11 protein-coding genes and 2 pseudogenes are annotated in these 15,192 nt (G+C 62.1%); 2 read left to right on the top strand and 11 right to left on the bottom strand.

The annotated features are described in order from the left end of the window. Window positions 1-4: 4 nt before the first annotated feature. From bcsB to AC1DIS_RS04680, 8 genes and pseudogenes are all read right to left on the bottom strand, one after another. On the bottom strand, window positions 5-2,287 hold the full coding sequence (gene bcsB / locus AC1DIS_RS04645) for a cellulose biosynthesis cyclic di-GMP-binding regulatory protein BcsB (RefSeq protein WP_477744024.1): 2,283 nt from the start codon (window positions 2,285-2,287) through the stop codon (window positions 5-7). Then, a complete protein-coding gene (gene bcsA, locus AC1DIS_RS04650; protein WP_477744025.1) occupies window positions 2,284-4,878 on the bottom strand; it encodes a UDP-forming cellulose synthase catalytic subunit in 2,595 nt (864 codons plus the stop codon). The genes bcsB and bcsA overlap by 4 nt, the downstream gene beginning before the upstream one ends. Next, window positions 4,875-5,597 carry a cellulose biosynthesis protein BcsQ gene (bcsQ, locus tag AC1DIS_RS04655; protein WP_204125533.1) on the bottom strand — a complete coding sequence of 241 codons (723 nt, stop codon included), beginning with the start codon at window positions 5,595-5,597 and terminating at the stop codon, window positions 4,875-4,877. The genes bcsA and bcsQ overlap by 4 nt, the downstream gene beginning before the upstream one ends. Further along, window positions 5,594-5,836: a cellulose biosynthesis protein BcsR gene (gene bcsR, locus AC1DIS_RS04660; protein ID WP_204125534.1), complete on the bottom strand. Its 243-nt coding sequence runs from the start codon at window positions 5,834-5,836 to the stop codon at window positions 5,594-5,596. Before bcsR ends, bcsQ begins: the two co-directional genes overlap by 4 nt. Then, window positions 5,806-7,434: a cellulose biosynthesis protein BcsG gene (gene bcsG / locus AC1DIS_RS04665; protein ID WP_477744026.1), complete on the bottom strand. Its 1,629-nt coding sequence runs from the start codon at window positions 7,432-7,434 to the stop codon at window positions 5,806-5,808. Before bcsG ends, bcsR begins: the two co-directional genes overlap by 31 nt. Continuing rightward, complete coding sequence (bcsF, locus tag AC1DIS_RS04670) at window positions 7,421-7,612, bottom strand: cellulose biosynthesis protein BcsF (protein ID WP_204125536.1); 192 nt, start codon at window positions 7,610-7,612, stop codon at window positions 7,421-7,423. Before bcsF ends, bcsG begins: the two co-directional genes overlap by 14 nt. Continuing rightward, window positions 7,609-9,150, bottom strand: coding sequence for a cellulose biosynthesis protein BcsE (bcsE, locus tag AC1DIS_RS04675; protein WP_477744027.1), 1,542 nt, complete (start codon window positions 9,148-9,150; stop codon window positions 7,609-7,611). Before bcsE ends, bcsF begins: the two co-directional genes overlap by 4 nt. A 441-nt stretch (window positions 9,151-9,591) precedes the next feature. Beyond that, window positions 9,592-9,912, bottom strand: a pseudogene (locus AC1DIS_RS04680) (methyl-accepting chemotaxis protein); the annotation flags it as partial. Between AC1DIS_RS04680 and AC1DIS_RS04685 the strand changes: the two are divergent. Beyond that, window positions 9,906-10,091: pseudogene (locus AC1DIS_RS04685) on the top strand (DUF933 domain-containing protein); the annotation flags it as partial. The pseudogenes AC1DIS_RS04680 and AC1DIS_RS04685 overlap by 7 nt on opposite strands. Before the next feature lie 335 nt (window positions 10,092-10,426). Next, window positions 10,427-11,827, top strand: a complete 1,401-nt coding sequence (locus AC1DIS_RS04690) for an aminotransferase-like domain-containing protein (RefSeq protein WP_018929559.1) — start codon at window positions 10,427-10,429, stop codon at window positions 11,825-11,827. Window positions 11,828-11,833: 6 nt separating this feature from the next. Here AC1DIS_RS04690 and panB read toward each other — a convergent pair whose 3' ends face one another. Genes panB through AC1DIS_RS04705 form a run of 3 tightly spaced genes read right to left on the bottom strand, consistent with a single transcriptional unit; the run spans window position 11,834 to window position 15,189 of the window. Next, entirely contained in the window at window positions 11,834-12,649 is an 816-nt protein-coding gene (gene panB, locus AC1DIS_RS04695) for a 3-methyl-2-oxobutanoate hydroxymethyltransferase (protein WP_477780790.1), read from the bottom strand. A 49-nt stretch (window positions 12,650-12,698) separates the two neighbouring features. Beyond that, window positions 12,699-13,952, bottom strand: a complete 1,254-nt coding sequence (locus AC1DIS_RS04700; RefSeq protein ID WP_477780791.1) for an ATP-grasp domain-containing protein — start codon at window positions 13,950-13,952, stop codon at window positions 12,699-12,701. Continuing rightward, window positions 13,933-15,189, bottom strand: coding sequence for a methylaspartate mutase (locus AC1DIS_RS04705; protein WP_477744028.1), 1,257 nt, complete (start codon window positions 15,187-15,189; stop codon window positions 13,933-13,935). Before AC1DIS_RS04705 ends, AC1DIS_RS04700 begins: the two co-directional genes overlap by 20 nt. Window positions 15,190-15,192 lie beyond the last annotated feature (3 nt).

Consider the following 15,192-nt stretch of genomic DNA (forward strand, 5'->3'; position numbering starts at 1 on the left):
CCGGTCACTCCTGGCCAGCCAGACGACGACGGGCAGCCCAACGCAGGGCGCGCCACAGCAGGAAGGCCGTCAGCAGAACGCTGGTGAAGGCCAGGCCCGCCAACAGGACCGGGTGCTCGGACAACTGGTACCAAAGCAGCAGCCACCACGGAAGGCGACCGACGAAGTACTGCTGGCCCACCCAACTGCTGCCAACGCCGCTGCTGCGGATCAGCGTCACGGAGCCGGCCACGGCGTCCATTTTGCCGCTGTCGCCCAAGGTGTCGCGCAGCAGTTGGTAATCGGCCTCATCGCTGGCCAGTAGGGCCACAATGCTGCGCTGTTCATGACGGGGCGATTGCAGGCCGACGATGGCAGCGATCGGTGCCTGGGCGCTGACTTCGACGCGGTTGGTCCCCTGGTCGCGTTCATCGCTGAGCTGGCCGGCCCGGGGTGACTTGCCATTGTGCTCACTGGCAGGTTTCAACAGCCAGTCACGAGTCTGGTCCAGCACCAGGTTGGCATCGGCGCCATTGCCCACTCCCGGCGCCATGGCGCCGAATACGAGCAGGTCGACATCCGCCTTCGCGTCGTCCCAATTGTCCGAGAGGCGCAGGCCGAACGCCGGCAGCCCAGTGCGCGCGGAGATGGCGGCGATGGTCTCGAACAAGGTGCTCAGTTGTACAGGAAGGCTGCGAGCCGGGACCATCACCAGGGTTTCCGACAGGTCGGCCATGCGGCTGTACGGAAAACCGCTGCGGGCAAAGACGCGCAGGTCGGGCATGGCGATGTAGTGATGGTAGCCGGTCAGGTCGATCGTCGATTCTTCATCGATCACCGCCTGGTTGTTCACCGGCAGCGACGTCTGGCAACGATCGCGCTGGGCGCTGCCGAAGGTGCTGGCGAAGTTGAAGTCGAAACGCAAGGTGTTGCGATCGCCAATCTTCAACCCAGGCACCAGCAGCTTTTCGTTGAGGTCAGCCGATTCGCTGGACAACACCGCCAGGCGCAACTCCTCCAGACGGCTGCCGGCCTTGCCTTGCAGTGCCAGGCTGGTGATGAACTGGTTGTTCAGGCTGACGGCCAGGCGCGATTCGTCGTTGACCGACGGTGGCGTGTAACGGAACCGGGTTTGCAGTGCAATTCCCTGGCTGCGCCAGACGAACAGGTCGGGCGGCAGATTCACGTCCACGGTGATCGGCCGTGGCTGCAGGCCATTCGCCTGAAGCTGCTCGGGGTATTTGATCAGCTCGGCGAAGCGCACCGCACGGTCCGTACGCACCCAATTCGGCGCGTCATAAGGCACCCGGGGCTTGAGCTGCCGGACCTGGTTGACGGTTACACGCGAACCACGGAACAGGTCCCCGCCCAAGGCCAGGGCACGGGCGGCCACAGCCAGGTCATCGTCGTTGCGGCCCAATACCAGCAACACCTTGCTGTAAGGGTCCTGGGGGTTGTCGATCATTTGCACCACAGGCGCATCCACGGCCGGGTACGTGTCCATGTCGGCCAGGAAGGACGGGCGGTGATCGTTGGTCGCGAAGACAATGGCCGACGGGGCGCGATTCTGCCCGTCGGCGGGCGGCAACTGGTCGAACAGCACAGGGAACTGTGCACCACGCCAACCGGCCTGGCTGCCGAAGTAGGATGCCAGGATACCGGCAGCACGTTGCTCGCCCAGCGTCGGCGCGTCGGCGAAGACCAGGTTGACAACCGGCTTGCCCTGGCCCCGGATGTCGAAGAAAGGCATCGGGAAATAGGCCAGGTCGTTCTTGAGCGTCAGAGGCTGCTCCTGCACCTGGATCTGACTGCTACGCCCAACGTTCAACCATAACGTGCTGTTGGCCGGATCTTCGCAGGTATCGGTGTAATGGCCGACGAACTCCAGGCGCACGCGGTTGAAATCGGAAACCAGGCGCGGATCCAACGCCACCGACTGGGTGACCTTCCTGCCCAACTGGTCTTTCTCGATCGGTACAACGCTCATCAGCACGTCGTTGAGATACACACGCAAGTGCGAGGTCTGGGGCAACAGCGAAGGCGACGGTGTGTATTCCAGCTGCAATTTTGCATCGCTGGCGATGCGGTCGCGGCGCAGGCTGAATTCGATCTGGTCACTGTTACGGATACCCAGCAACAGGTTGTCGGCAGGACGCCCCAGCTGTTCAAAGCTATAGGCGGTGCTCCAGCCCGGTAGGCTGCTGACCGCAGCTGGCATGTCAGGTGTTGGCTCGGTGACTGCCTGGGCGCAATCCATGGTCAGGAGCGCCAGACTGGCAACAAGGTGTTTGCTGAAGAAGCCGCTCATAGTGCGCTCACTGATCGGGAATCGGAAAAAGGGGAAGCCGCTGGCATACGCGGCAGGAAACTGAACACCCCGCGCAACAGGCGCAGCGGCGGGCGGGCGATGCGACGGACCCAGGCAGGCAGGTATTCGTAAAGGCGGTAATAGCCGATGCCGCCAAGCTTGAGGATGTCGACGAAGCTGTGCAGCGGACGATCCGGGGCAAAGTTCTCGCCCCAGTTGAGCCAGGCGTCGGCACGGGCGAAGGTGCACTGCACAAAATCGATCTTCTGCTGCGTACTGAGGGCGGTGAAACTGATACCGACGAAATTCTTGTGGCTGCGGCTGATGTGGCCCGGGAACAGGAACTCGCGATCGCCGCGCTGCATCATCAGCGAGATACGCCCGCCCAACGGCAGCGACAACGAAGCGTCGAGCTGGATGCCCACGCCACCGTCCGAATAGTCCTGCAATGTGCCGGGGTAAGAATGACCACTCTCCAGGCGCACCGCAGCGGGCAACTTGGCGTGCACTCGGTGGGTCTGGCGAACCTGGCGCACTTCAGCGGCCACCGCCACGGCGGCTCCGATGATCAGCAGGTTGTAGATGACCCAGAGAATGCTCACCCACACGGTGGCGATCTCGTTGTCGGGTCCGCAGACCAGACGCCAGGCGGCAAAGCCCAGGCCCGCAACGTTCAACAACGCCAGCAGCAAGTACGGCTGGGCGATTTTCCAGTCGAACTGGTTGCGCTCCATCAGGCCGCCCTTGGCGGTCACGTTGAACTTGCCCTTGCTGGGGTTCAACAGTGCCACCGTGGTGGGGCGTGCGATGTACCAGGCCAGCACGGTCTCGTACACCTCGCCCCAGAACGTCTGGCGATAGGCGCCCTGCATTCGCGAGTTGGTCAGGCTGGCGTGGATCATGTGCGGCAGCACGTACAGCAGGATCATCAGCGCCGGCGCGTAGATGATGTAGGCATGCAGGAACAGAAAAGCCAGCGGCGCCGTGAGGAACACCAAGCGCGGCAGACCGGCCAGGAAATGCATCATCGCGTTGGCGTAGCAGATGCGCTGGAAGAAGGTCAGGCCCTTTCCGAGCAAGGGGTTATCGGTGCGGAAGATCTGCGCCATGCCTCGGGCCCAGCGAATGCGCTGGCCGACATGCGCCGACAGGCTCTCGGTGGCCAGGCCCGCCGCCTGAGGGATCTTGATATAGGCCGAGTTCCAGCCGTTGCGGTGCAAGCGCAGCGCTGTGTGGGCGTCCTCGGTCACGGTCTCGACGGCAAAGCCGCCGATCTCGATCACCGCCGCGCGGCGCAGCACCGCGCACGAGCCACAAAAGAACGCGGCGTTCCACATGTCATTGCCGTCCTGGACCATCCCGTAGAACAGCTCGCCTTCGTTGGGGCGCTCGCGGAACACATTGAGGTTGCGCTCGAAGGGGTCTGGCGACAGGAAGTGATGCGGGGTCTGCACCAGCGCCAGTTTCGGATCACGCAAGAAACCGCCAGTGGTCATTTGCAGGAATGAGCGCACGGGCACATGGTCGCAGTCGAAAATGGCGATCAGCTCGCTGTCGAGCAACGTCAGCGCGTGGTTGAGGTTACCGGCCTTGGCGTGACGATTGTCGTTGCGGGTGATGTAGCCGACACCGACTTGCGCGGCGAACTGGCGGAAACTCTCGCGCTTGCCGTCGTCGAGAATGTAGATGTTCAGTTTGTCGGCCGGCCAGTCGATGCCCATGGCCGCATACACCGTGCCCCGCACGATGGACAGATCTTCGTTGTAGGTCGGGATCAACAAGTCGACGCTGGGCCACAGCCGCGTGTCGCGTGGCAGCGGCGCCGGCTTGCGGCCCAAAGGCCAGCAGGTCTGGATGTAACCGAGGATCAACACCACCCACGAATAGGTTTCGGCCACCAGCAGGATCAATCCGCACGCCAGGTCCAGCGGCTGGTTCCAATTCAGGGTGGAGGTGTAGCGCCACCACAGGTAACGGCACGAGACGATGACCGACAAGACCACCATCAGCAATGTCGTAAAACGCCCCGGCACCCGTCGCACAAGCATGGCCAGGCCCCACAACAACAGGACTAAGACCAATTGGGCGAGGTAGCCGAAAGGCTCGGTGATGCACAACAACATCAACATGAAGGCGACGGCCCCAAGGGCCACGTTGATCAGCCGCTGGTTGCGACGGTCCAGCCCCTTCCACCAATGGCTGCCCTGGCGAATCTGCTGGTTGGTCCAGGCGCGCCGGGGTGCGCTTTCCAGCGCCTCCCCCATCCACGCCCCCAGGCGCAGATATCGCCTCCCGAGGGCCTTGAGCCAATCGGGGGACGCCAGTCTCCTGGCCCGCCGCGGTACCGGGCGAACCAGCAGCAGCCAGAGACTTTGCACGGCATAACGCAGCGGGTCGCCCAGCCTCGGTGACCGATGGGCCAGTTGCGGATACCAGCGCTTTGGCTGATCGAGCACATAGCGCCAGCTCGGCGACTCCAGACGAAAGAACATCCACGCCAAGGCGTTCAATGTCGCCAGCAGCAGCGCAACCGGCAAGCCACTGTCATAGCGCCGATACAAGCGGGCAAACGGGAAAATGCGGGCAATCATACGGCCTCCAGGCGTCGAGCCAGGCACCAGGTGGCCAGGCTCAACACGTCCTGGGCCGCTAGGCTGGCCTGGGCATAAGCCCCCACCGGCTTCTTGAAGGCCAGGGCTTCGTGCATGGCTTCATCCCGATGCACGTTGAGTGGCAACAGCCGGTCGCCATATTGTTTGCGCCAGATCAGTTGCAGGTCGCGCTGCAATTGACTGACCGGGTCGAAGCGGTTGATCAGCAGATACTCGCTAGGGTCTTCTTCCTGCTGCAACAGCACATGGCAGGCGGCATCCGCCTCGACAACCTGCAGGCGCAACGCACAAGGCCCGACACGGGAATGACCGGGCAGGCGCAGCGGTACATCGAACAGAATCCAGTCAAAGCGCTCGGCGAGACTGGCCTGTCGGTGAAGCCACAGCTCCGGCGTCTTGCGCAGGTTTTGCTCGACCTGCTCCTGCTCGGCCAGTTTCAGGCGGCCATAAGGCAGCACGTCCAATCCCGGCTGCACGGTCCAGGCCTGGGTGTACCAATCCTCCCCGTCGATCATGGCGCGCGCCCAGCCGCTGCGCTCGCTGACCCGGACATTGAAATGCAGGCGAAGCAGGTTCTGCGGACACATGTCGACCAGCAGTACGCGCTCGCCAAGACGATGCAATGCATGGGCAATGGCCGCCACCAACGCGCTGGTGCCAACGCCCCCGCGCAGACCTCGCAGGCTCAGAGCTGTCACGACAGCGCCTCCTGCTCAGACTTTCGTGTCGGTACCAGGACCGCCGTTCGCAGGCGCTCCACCTCTCCCAGCAGTGGCCAGCGATGCAGGGCCTTCTGCAATTCGATCTGCGCCGAAATGTCCACGTAGTCCAGTTCGGGCAGCTCGATCTCCAGTTTCAAACGGGCGATGTCGTCGGCACGATCCGCACGCGACTGCGCCCTGGCTTTCACTTGAAGCGCTGTGGGTAGGGCAGCCATCCACCTTTCTCCTTGATTCGTACGTAAGGTTTTCCGGCGTAGTCGACGACCACGGTGCCAGCGTTCTCGGAAACTGCCGCCGTCTGCGGCAGGTTGCTCAGCAGGGCCGGCCAGTCGGGACCCTGGCCATCGCCCTGGGGCTGGGCGGTGTAGAGACGGCTGATAATTTCCGACAGGGCCAGGAAACTGCTCGGCTCGGCGATGTGCAGTGGAGCGGAATTGGCGTTGCGCCCCATGCCCACCAACTTGATACCGACCGGCACGTGGGTGATGGACCGGCTTGGGATCTCGCGCATGCCGGAGATCTGCATGCGATCGCCATGCAGCGCCGCACCATGCTCCGGTACGATCACCACGACCACCCGCCGGCCAGTCGACTCCAGTTGCTTGATGAAGCCACTGAGGTCATCGATCAGCCCCTGGGCACGCGGTTTGTAATCGGCGCTCTTGGTGCCGCCATCGGGGGTCAGCGCACGGTTGCCGTCATGCAGCGTGGTGGTGTTGTAGAACAGTGCCACGCGCTCGTTCGTCCCGGCTTCACGGTGCTTCCACCAAGTGTCCAGGACCTGCGAATCGCGCAGGATCGGCGAACCGTCGAAGCCCACCAATGCACGGGGCAGTTTGCTGGTATTCACAGCAGGCCCCGGCAACGAGCCCTGGGCACGGACTTCGTCAAGAAAACCTTCGAACTGGCCGGTGTGGTTGAGCATCACTTCGCTGGCAAAGCCCAGCTTGCTCAGGTCGGCCATCAACATGCACTGCGGTGGCGCAGTGCCGTAGAGCTGCATGTGGGGGACCTGCCCGCAGCTAGCGCGCAACAAACGGATGGCAGCCGGGCCACTGTAGGCGGTGGCCGAGTTGAAGCTGTCGAAAATCACGTCCATTTGCTGAAAGAGTGCGTTATCGCGCAGGCCCACGGCTTCCAGATCATCCCAGGCCATGGAGCAGATATTGATCAGCAACAGGTCGAACGGCTGCGCGGCAGAGGTCGACGGCATGAACTCCACCTGACGCCCGGCTTCGGTGCTGTAGAACTTCTGCAGGTACGCCTCAAGCGTCGCACTGTCCGGCTCGGCGGAGCTCGCTGCCGCCACGGGGGCGTCGCTGGTCGACGTTGCGGCCGGTTCGCTGCGCGCATGCAGGGCCAGCACATTGGCGCTGGCCAGCCAGGCCAGCCCTAGCACACTCAGGGTAGTCAGGCGCAGCCAGTGACGGGCAAAGGCATAGATCACCACCAGTACGGCCAGCAGTGCACACAGGTTCCAGTCGATGAAACGGCCAGCCAACTCGACCACGTAGGCACCGCTGAAATTCAGCACCCCTGGCTGGTCGAGCAGGCGGCTGAAGGGGGGCAGCCAGGTGTCCTGGTAAAACAGCGCAACGCCCACCGGGATTGCAATGAACGTGCGCAGGTAACGCAGATAACGGTACGGCAACGGCAGCAGCAAGGCAGCCGCGAACACCAGGTTGGGCCATACCTGCAGGTTCAGGTAGCCCGCCCACAGCAGTGCAAACTTGAGGATGAAGTACAGGTTCCACGCCCCCAGGCCCGGCCAGACGGGCACTGGCGTTGGATAAGCGACTTCAGACCGATTCATGGGGCTCACTCCGGGCTGGGGCGCGGCGCCGCACCCCACCGGATTTCAGGTAACGCGGGGGCAAGAAGCCCTGCACAACATCGAGAAGATGGCGCCCCACCCTGGCCAGCACCAGGATCAGCGCCAGGGTCAACAGGCTGCTAAGGCCGATTACCTGAAGCAGTTCGGAATAACTCATGGACAATGCCCCGCAATGGCAAGCGTGATGCGTTCAGGAGAATAAGCGCCACACTCGGCGACGTCGGCAGCGCCAGCGGCCCCGCGTTCTTCTACCGGAGGGAGCCTGGAAGGCAGCGACGCCTGCGCAAGGAAAGCCTCGCGCGGCAAGGCGTCGACGCCGGAGAGAATCTGGATGTCGCTGAACAGATCGCGCCAGGCCAGCCGGCAGATATTCTCCAATGCCGGCTCCAGCCCATCCGCGCGACAGGCAAACAGGAACAGATAAAAAGCCCCATCGACCACGCAGGCGACATCACCGAAACGACGCAGGTCGATCTGATTGAGGTACTGCTCGATCTCCAGGCCACCGCGCGGTGTCAGCCTGAGCATCTGGTGGCTGATTTCACCGGAGGCACCGCCATAGACGCGTTCCACCGTGCTGATGAATTCGCGCGGCAACAACAGACCGCGCTCGGCAGGTGGACGCAGGCGTTTGAACAGCGACTGGAGGTCGGAGGTACGACTGTGACGCCAGGTCTGGCCCTGGGCGCTGTCGATAATGCTGAAGAAGTACGCCAGCGTAGTGCCATAAGGCACCGTCATGTTGGCCCCACAGGACACCAGCAGACGCTCGTCCCGGTAACGCAGGCAGGGCTCCATTTCACGTACGATGATTTTCAGCGCGCTACCGCAGCGCTTGCGCAAGGCATGGATCTGACGGGCCAATTCCTCGACCTGCAAGTTGCTGTCGATGGCGACGATGATGCTGGCGGCGCGGGCGCGGCTCGCTTGTTGGAGCAAGTCCTCGCGGTTCTCGAACAGCCTCCACTGATCCGACAACGGCGGTGCGCCTTCGAGCACGGCACGCTGGGTCAGGTAGATGCGCTGATCGTCGGTGTGGGTGAGTTGCGCGCCGCTCTGCTCATTGGCCGACAGCGCAAAACCGTCCACGCGCAACTCCAGCTCGAACGCCTGCCCACTGCACACGCCCAGCTCGCTGTGCCAATAGTGCAGTTGGTAATGAATACCGCCGTCACGGCGATAGAGCTGGGCAAGCCCTGAAATGGTCTCGTTGAGCCGCAACAGACGCTCATGCAATTGAGGCGCCTGGCCGTGACCGATCATCAGCAAAGTGCATTGGCGTCGCCCCAACCATTGCCCCAGGGCCTGGCAACAGTGCCGCAGCCCTGGCGCGACTTCGCTCTGCCAGGCGCTGGTGGGCAGCATCAGCACAATGGCACTGCCGGCCACCGGCGCTGCACGGGTCAGCTCGCCGACCAGCGACTTGAGGGCCCGGCCGACGTCGGCTTCGTTGATGTCGAACAGCTTCAGCTCGCCGGGGCCGGCATAGGCCGCCATCTTCTGGGCGACGTCCCGACTTGAATGCCCGCAACACACCAGCATCGCTCGCGCATCGGCCGGCATCGCTGCCAGGCACTGGGCTGCCAGCGTCGCCGCATCGCGCGCCTGATCCACAGCCACCCAATAAAAACCGCCCTCGCGCAACAATATCTGCTCATCACGCAGATCGCGGATGGCTAAGGTGACCTGACTCAAATGCAACTCCCTTTCCCTTTGAACCGGATACAACACGAGCGTGATCGGCCCCTCGACGCCTGCTCGCGAGGGACTTTTTCTAATGACGTACACAAGCGCCCCGAGCCAGGCTCAGGGGGAGACTGTTAAGTCAGCGAAATTGGCTGGGCCGAACCCTGAAACTCGGGGCTGGAAGCTTTAAATGCGGGATAGTGCCGTTGGAAGAAAATGAGAAATCACTTTTCCGCCGTTCATCACCGATCATTCACCGATCACCCTTCCGGACGCTCCTGCGCCCGGAAATGGCGCGCAATTATCATGACGCCGGGCGAGAAGTGTCAATAACCCGTTAACGGTAGGCAAAAACCATTTCAGATGAACGGTAATCGCCATTTTATTGGCACCCCGCACTTGAGGAACGAGGCCGGACCCGTAGCCTCGTTGCCCGACGGGGCTTTGTGGCTAGGCCCTCTTGACCTTGAAACGCCCCAACACCCGCTGCATCAGCGATACCCGCTCCGAAAGGTCGCGGGCCGCCAGCGCACATTCCTGCGAGCTGGAATGGTTCTTCTGGGTGACTTCATCGATCTGCTCAAGCCCGACGCTGGCCTGTTGCAAACCTGACGCCTGCTCGCTGGAAGCCTGGTAGATCAGCGACACCAGGCTGGACACCGCGCTGGTGCCATTGACAATGTTCTTGAGCGACTCGGCTGTCCGGCCTGCGATGATCATGCCGCGCTGGGTCTTGTTCGAGGAGTCGGCGATCAGGGCGGCAGCAAGCTGCTGGCGTGATCCACACCGACTTAGAGAAAGGCTTCATCCGCGCCGAAGTCATCGCCTACAACGACTTCATCCAGTTCAAGGGTGAAGCCGGTGCCAAGGAAGCTGGTAAATGGCGTCTGGAAGGCAAGGAATACATCGTCAAGGATGGCGACGTGATGCACTTCCGCTTCAACGTGTAAAGAGGAACCGTGGTTTTCCACGGACCTCGATAGACACAAAATCCCCGTAATCACTCGCTGATACGGGGATTTTGCATATTGGCCCCCCCCTCCTCCATCCGTAGCCTGTCCGGTAACGCGGGAACGCTGCCCAGTTATGCAAGAATAGTTTTATTGGCAATCACTACAGGGATGAAGAGCATGCCATTTCCTTTCGAGTGTCTCCTGGTTTTGCTTGATGGCATTGCCATCAGGTCCCAGATCATCGCCGGAGAACACCTGGAAAAACATACCTCAGGCTTGCCGCTTCAGGTCGCCAGCGTTTTCGTGCAGTGGGCACACAGGAATTTCAACAAGTGAGCCTGGTTACAACCAAAGACGCCTCTTTCGCCTATCAGGCGGTGTACCGCTATCTGGTCGAGCTGATCGAAACCGCCAATTCGGAACGTGAACAGAAATTGCCGTCCTTGCGGCAACTGGCCCGGCGCCTGAATGTGTCGGTGTCGACGACCAAGTACGCCTATTCGCTTCTCGAAGACGAGGGACGGATCTATGCCAAACCCAAGTTCGGTTATTTCACCAAGGCGATGCCGGCCCCCTTATTGAACGAGGGCTCGCCCAATCTGCTGGACAGCGTATTCTCCAACGCGCGCCAGCCGGGGATGCTGGCCCTTAGCAGCGACGCGCCGGCGATGTTGTTGTCGCTGGAAAACCCGTTGTTGATGATGGAGCGCGAACTGGCCCGGCAATACCCGCGCTCCCATGCGCCACTCTATCAGCCGTTCGGCGAGCCCGAGTTACGCGGCGCCCTGGCCGACCGCTACACCCGTTCCACTCACAGCTACTGGCAGGCCGAGCACGTGTTTATCGGCTCGGACCTGCGCAGTGTGCTGGAATTGTCCCTCAGCGCCTTGAATCTGGGGGGCACTGTGGCGCTGGTGGAGTCGCCTTGCTCATGGGCGATCCTGCGTCAACTGCAGGCAGCAAAGATTCGCGTGATCGAAGTCCCGCTCGGCGAGGATGGACGCTTCGATCTGTCCACGCTCAGTGAGTTGCTCAGGCGTGAGCCCATTCGGCTGGCGGTGCTGTCGTCGACCGTGAATATTCCCCAAGGCAAGCTGATGCCGGCGCAGGATAAACAGCAAATCTGTCGCTGGCTGGCGGAGCGGGATGTCTGGCTGTTCGAAAACGACAGCTACGGCGAGTTCTATTTCTCTCCCAAACCCGCGCGCTATCGCGATTTTGCCGATCCGGAAAAGCTGCTGGTGTTCTCAACCTTCGACAAGATCATCGGCTCGGAAGCGCCCTATGGTTATGTACTGTGTCGCCGACACGGGCCTCAGTTGCATCGGCTATTTCTGGAACGGGCATTTCGTCTGTCGCCGATCCGTCAGAAAGCGATCGCCAAACTCTTCAGCTCCAAGCGCATCGACCAGCATCTAATGGTGCTGCGGGCCATGCTGCTGGACCGGATGAAACGGATGGAGGCCTTGCTGGAGGCGCACGGCGATGGCCAGTTACGGGTTGTCGCCCCGCAAGGCGGAGCGACCTTCTGGCTCGAGGCCAGACACTCGGTGGACATGCGGCGGGTGTTCGAGCGCTTGCTGGCCCAGCGCATCGTTATCGCCCCCGGGGAAATATTCAGCCAGCAGGGGGCCTGGCGGCATCACGTGCGCCTGAGCTACACCCTCGACTGGAGCAAGGATATTCCCCTGGCCCTGAAGAAACTGGCCCAGGCTATCAGCGAAGAACCATAGCTATGCCTAGAGCCCATAGCAATGCCGCGATTCAGGGAAGCGGCCATCGCGCACCTCTTCGGCAAAACGCTCACAAGCGCCGCGAATCACCGCGCCGACATCAGCGTACTGCTTGACGAAGCGCGGCACCTGTTCACCGCCCAGACCCAGCACGTCCTCGGTCACCAGCACCTGGCCGTCACAGGCCGGTGAGGCGCCAATGCCGATGGTGGGCATTTTCGAATCCAGGGTAATTTGCCGGGCCACGCCTTCGGCCACCCCCTCGAGCAGCAGACTGAAGGCACCGGCTTCGAGGTTGGCCCGAGCGTCCTCGGCAATCATCGCACCGGCTTCGGCGGTCAGGCCCTGGGCCTTGAACCCTCCCATGACATTGACGAACTGCGGCATCAGCCCGACGTGGGCCATGACCGGAATACCGCGTGCCACCAGAAACTCGACGGTACCCGCCAGGGCCTTGTTGGCTTCCAGCTTGACGRCATCGCAACCGGTGCGCGCCAGGACCTGCGCGCAATTGCGAAAGGCCTGTTCGTTAGATTCCTGATAGCTGCCGAAAGGCATGTCGGCGATGACGCAAGACAGGCGCGTGCTGTCGACCACGGCCCGGGTGTGTCCGATGATTTCTTCGAGCTGCATACTCAGCGTCGAGGCCCGACCATAGCCGACCATAGCAGTAGAGTCACCGACCAGAATGAAATCGACGATTGGGTCTATCAACCTGGCAATAGAGCTGGAGTACGCCGTAAGGGATACGATTTTCTGTTGGCCCTTCATCGCGACCAGTTGCGGAACCGTCAATCGTTTAGTACGGGTATGAGCGCTCATAAGTGTCTTCCTGTGATGATTGAAAACCCCGGGGATGGGGCGTCTGTCACTACAACCAGTCTTTCTCCCATTCACGCCAGGTTTCATGGTCCTGGCGGATTCTGTCGGCGCTCGGGTGCACAAGGAATACGGCACCCGGCGAGCTGTTGAGGTCGATGGTCGGCGTTTTTGGGCGACCTTCGGTAAAACGAAAGCGCGCGTTATAAAAGCTCGGCAGAGCCTCCAGGCGCTTGCGTACATCGAGTTGGGCGAAGACGCCGCTATGGCGGGCGATCAGGTTTAGTCCGCGGGCGTGCTGCTGCAAGCGATAGCGCTTGGGAAACGATGCCAGTCGGGCCGGCTCCAGATAGCTGGTGCAGGTCAGCGCGACCTGGTCGTTGCCAGTCGCCGCTTGCAGCGCCGGTGGGTTGGCCAGCCCGGAAAGACGGGCACCGGTTTCCAGCAGGCGCGGGCCGCGAGTCGTGAGGATCACTTCGGTATGGGCCGGACCGTGGGTGATGGCCAAGGCATCGAGCACGCCTTCGACGTAATCGATCAGCCCATCAAGCTCCGGCGCATCGGCGGGCAGCAGGTCTTCACGGTCATAGATCTTGCGACCGTCGGCGCTCAACGTCTTGGTGCATTTCCAGACATCAGTGATCCAGTGCTCGCCCTGATGACTGACACTGTTGATAACGTACTCGTCGCCCTCCAGGTATTCCTGCAACAACAGCGCCCGGTTGCTGCGCATCATCAGGTTAGTAGCGCCGAGAATGCAGTCGATGGCCGCATGCAGTTGAGCGGCATCGTGACAGATGAACACATTATCGGAGCCCGCACTGTCCAGTGKCTTGACCACCACCGTCGATTCGCCACGAGCCTGGAACCAGGCCAGAGCCTCTGCGCTGGAGGCGGTACGCAGTTGCGCAGCCACCGGCAATCCGGCAGCAGCGACCTGTTCGGCCATCAGTGATTTGTCACGACGGGCGGCAGAGTATTCGGGATCATTACCGGGCAGGCCGAGACGGGCGGCCAGCAAATCCGCCAATTCGACACCGAATTCGCTGCCGGTCAACACCGCCGCTGGCGCCTGGGCCGCGAGCTTTTCCAGCAACGGTTCAAGGCCTTCCTCATGCACGCCGTAGTGCACGCGGAACAGTGTCTGCGGGCAACTCGCGGCAAAGGCCGGTGGCATGTCGTTGCGTGAACGCACATGCAGCAGTGGGCGATGCTCCGCCAAAGCCTGGGCCAGCAGAGCGCCGGTGGAATAGGCGTCGACCAGAATCAGCGGCGCCAAAGTGGAGTCAGTGCAAGGGTTGGTCATAACGGTTCACCGTGTAATGCAACATCTGGAACAATTCGGACGAGGTAATACCCGGTCCGATCGAAGAAAGACCGCAGCTCTGGGGCAACGGCAGGCCACCGACATTGCCCCAACGCAAGGCACCGTGGTCGTCAATGCGGGTCGTGGCGCGGCCAGGGTTGTCGGGGTGCAGGCAGTAGGGAATGTCGAGCCGCCCACGGGCGAAAGCCTGGAGTAACGCGACGCCAATATCGGTGTGCAGGTCCAGCGTGCTTTCCACCAGTTGCCGTGCCTCGAACAACACTTCCTGGCGATAGCCTTCACTGACCGGGTCGATCTCCAGTGCGTCGCCCGCGGCGGCTTCGGCCGCCATTGCCAGGGCTTCGAGGTTGTCCTCGACCGATGGAATCTGCCGGGATTCGGCAACGGTCTTGACGATCAATCGCTCGCAGCCGGCAGCCTGGGTCAGGCGCGCACTGTCATAGATCAGGCGGCGAGCACCATGACCGGTGGAGGGAAAGACCCCCATGTAGGAATACACCACGACATGCCAATGGACGCCGTCCAGATAGTCGGCAGCCAGTTCGCGCAGGGCCTGCAAAGCTCCGAAATCCTGGGCCATGGACGTGCCTTGGGCGTAGCTTAACGAGACGCTGCGAATGCCCTGCTGGCGAAAGAACAAAGCCTCGAGCAAGGTCATCGCGATCAGCATTGACGGCGGGCACAGCTGACCCAGCAAACAACCGCCGAAGCTCTCGATATGACCATGGGCAGTGGCATCGGTCAGCAACTGACAACTTTGCGCCCAAGCCTCGACTGCCCGCGCCAGTGGCAAACGGCTGTAAGGCATGCAGTAGGACACCGGGCCGCCTTCGGTGGCGTCGAGTCCGAGGGCCGCCAACCGCTTGAAAACATGCTGCGGTTGGGCGGTGCCATGGCGGACCTGGATCGGGAACGACGGGCCGTAGAGCCCATCGAGCATGCCACGCACCGCTTCCAGCGGATGGCTGATGATCGGGAAACCGTTCAGTGGGCTGTCGCTGTTCAGGCACTGCAGCGCGCTCTGGTAATCACCGACCCGGGTGTAACTGTCCAGGGTGATGGTTCCGATGGTGGCGCAGGGCAACCCGGCCACCGCGGCCAACCCGGCGCGCATCGGCGCCAGTCCGCCGAAGCCCATGCGTGGTTGCACCACCAGTTCGCGCCGTTCCCGGGCCTGCTCGATGAAGCGCTGGAAATGACCTCCTGTCATGTCCATCAC

The sequence above is a fragment of the Pseudomonas sp. 05N433 genome (genome assembly GCF_056396925.1).

Excerpts from the sequence above, each read along its gene's own strand:
- bcsB (WP_477744024.1), bottom strand. The coding sequence starts at position 2,287 with ATGAGCGGCTTCTTCAGCAAACACCTTGTTGCCAGTCTGGCGCTCCTG.
- bcsA (WP_477744025.1), bottom strand. The coding sequence starts at position 4,878 with ATGATTGCCCGCATTTTCCCGTTTGCCCGCTTGTATCGGCGCTATGAC.
- bcsR (WP_204125534.1), bottom strand. The coding sequence starts at position 5,836 with ATGGCTGCCCTACCCACAGCGCTTCAAGTGAAAGCCAGGGCGCAGTCG.
- bcsG (WP_477744026.1), bottom strand. The coding sequence starts at position 7,434 with ATGAATCGGTCTGAAGTCGCTTATCCAACGCCAGTGCCCGTCTGGCCG.
- bcsF (WP_204125536.1), bottom strand. The coding sequence starts at position 7,612 with ATGAGTTATTCCGAACTGCTTCAGGTAATCGGCCTTAGCAGCCTGTTG.
- AC1DIS_RS04705 (WP_477744028.1), bottom strand. The coding sequence starts at position 15,189 with ATGGACATGACAGGAGGTCATTTCCAGCGCTTCATCGAGCAGGCCCGG.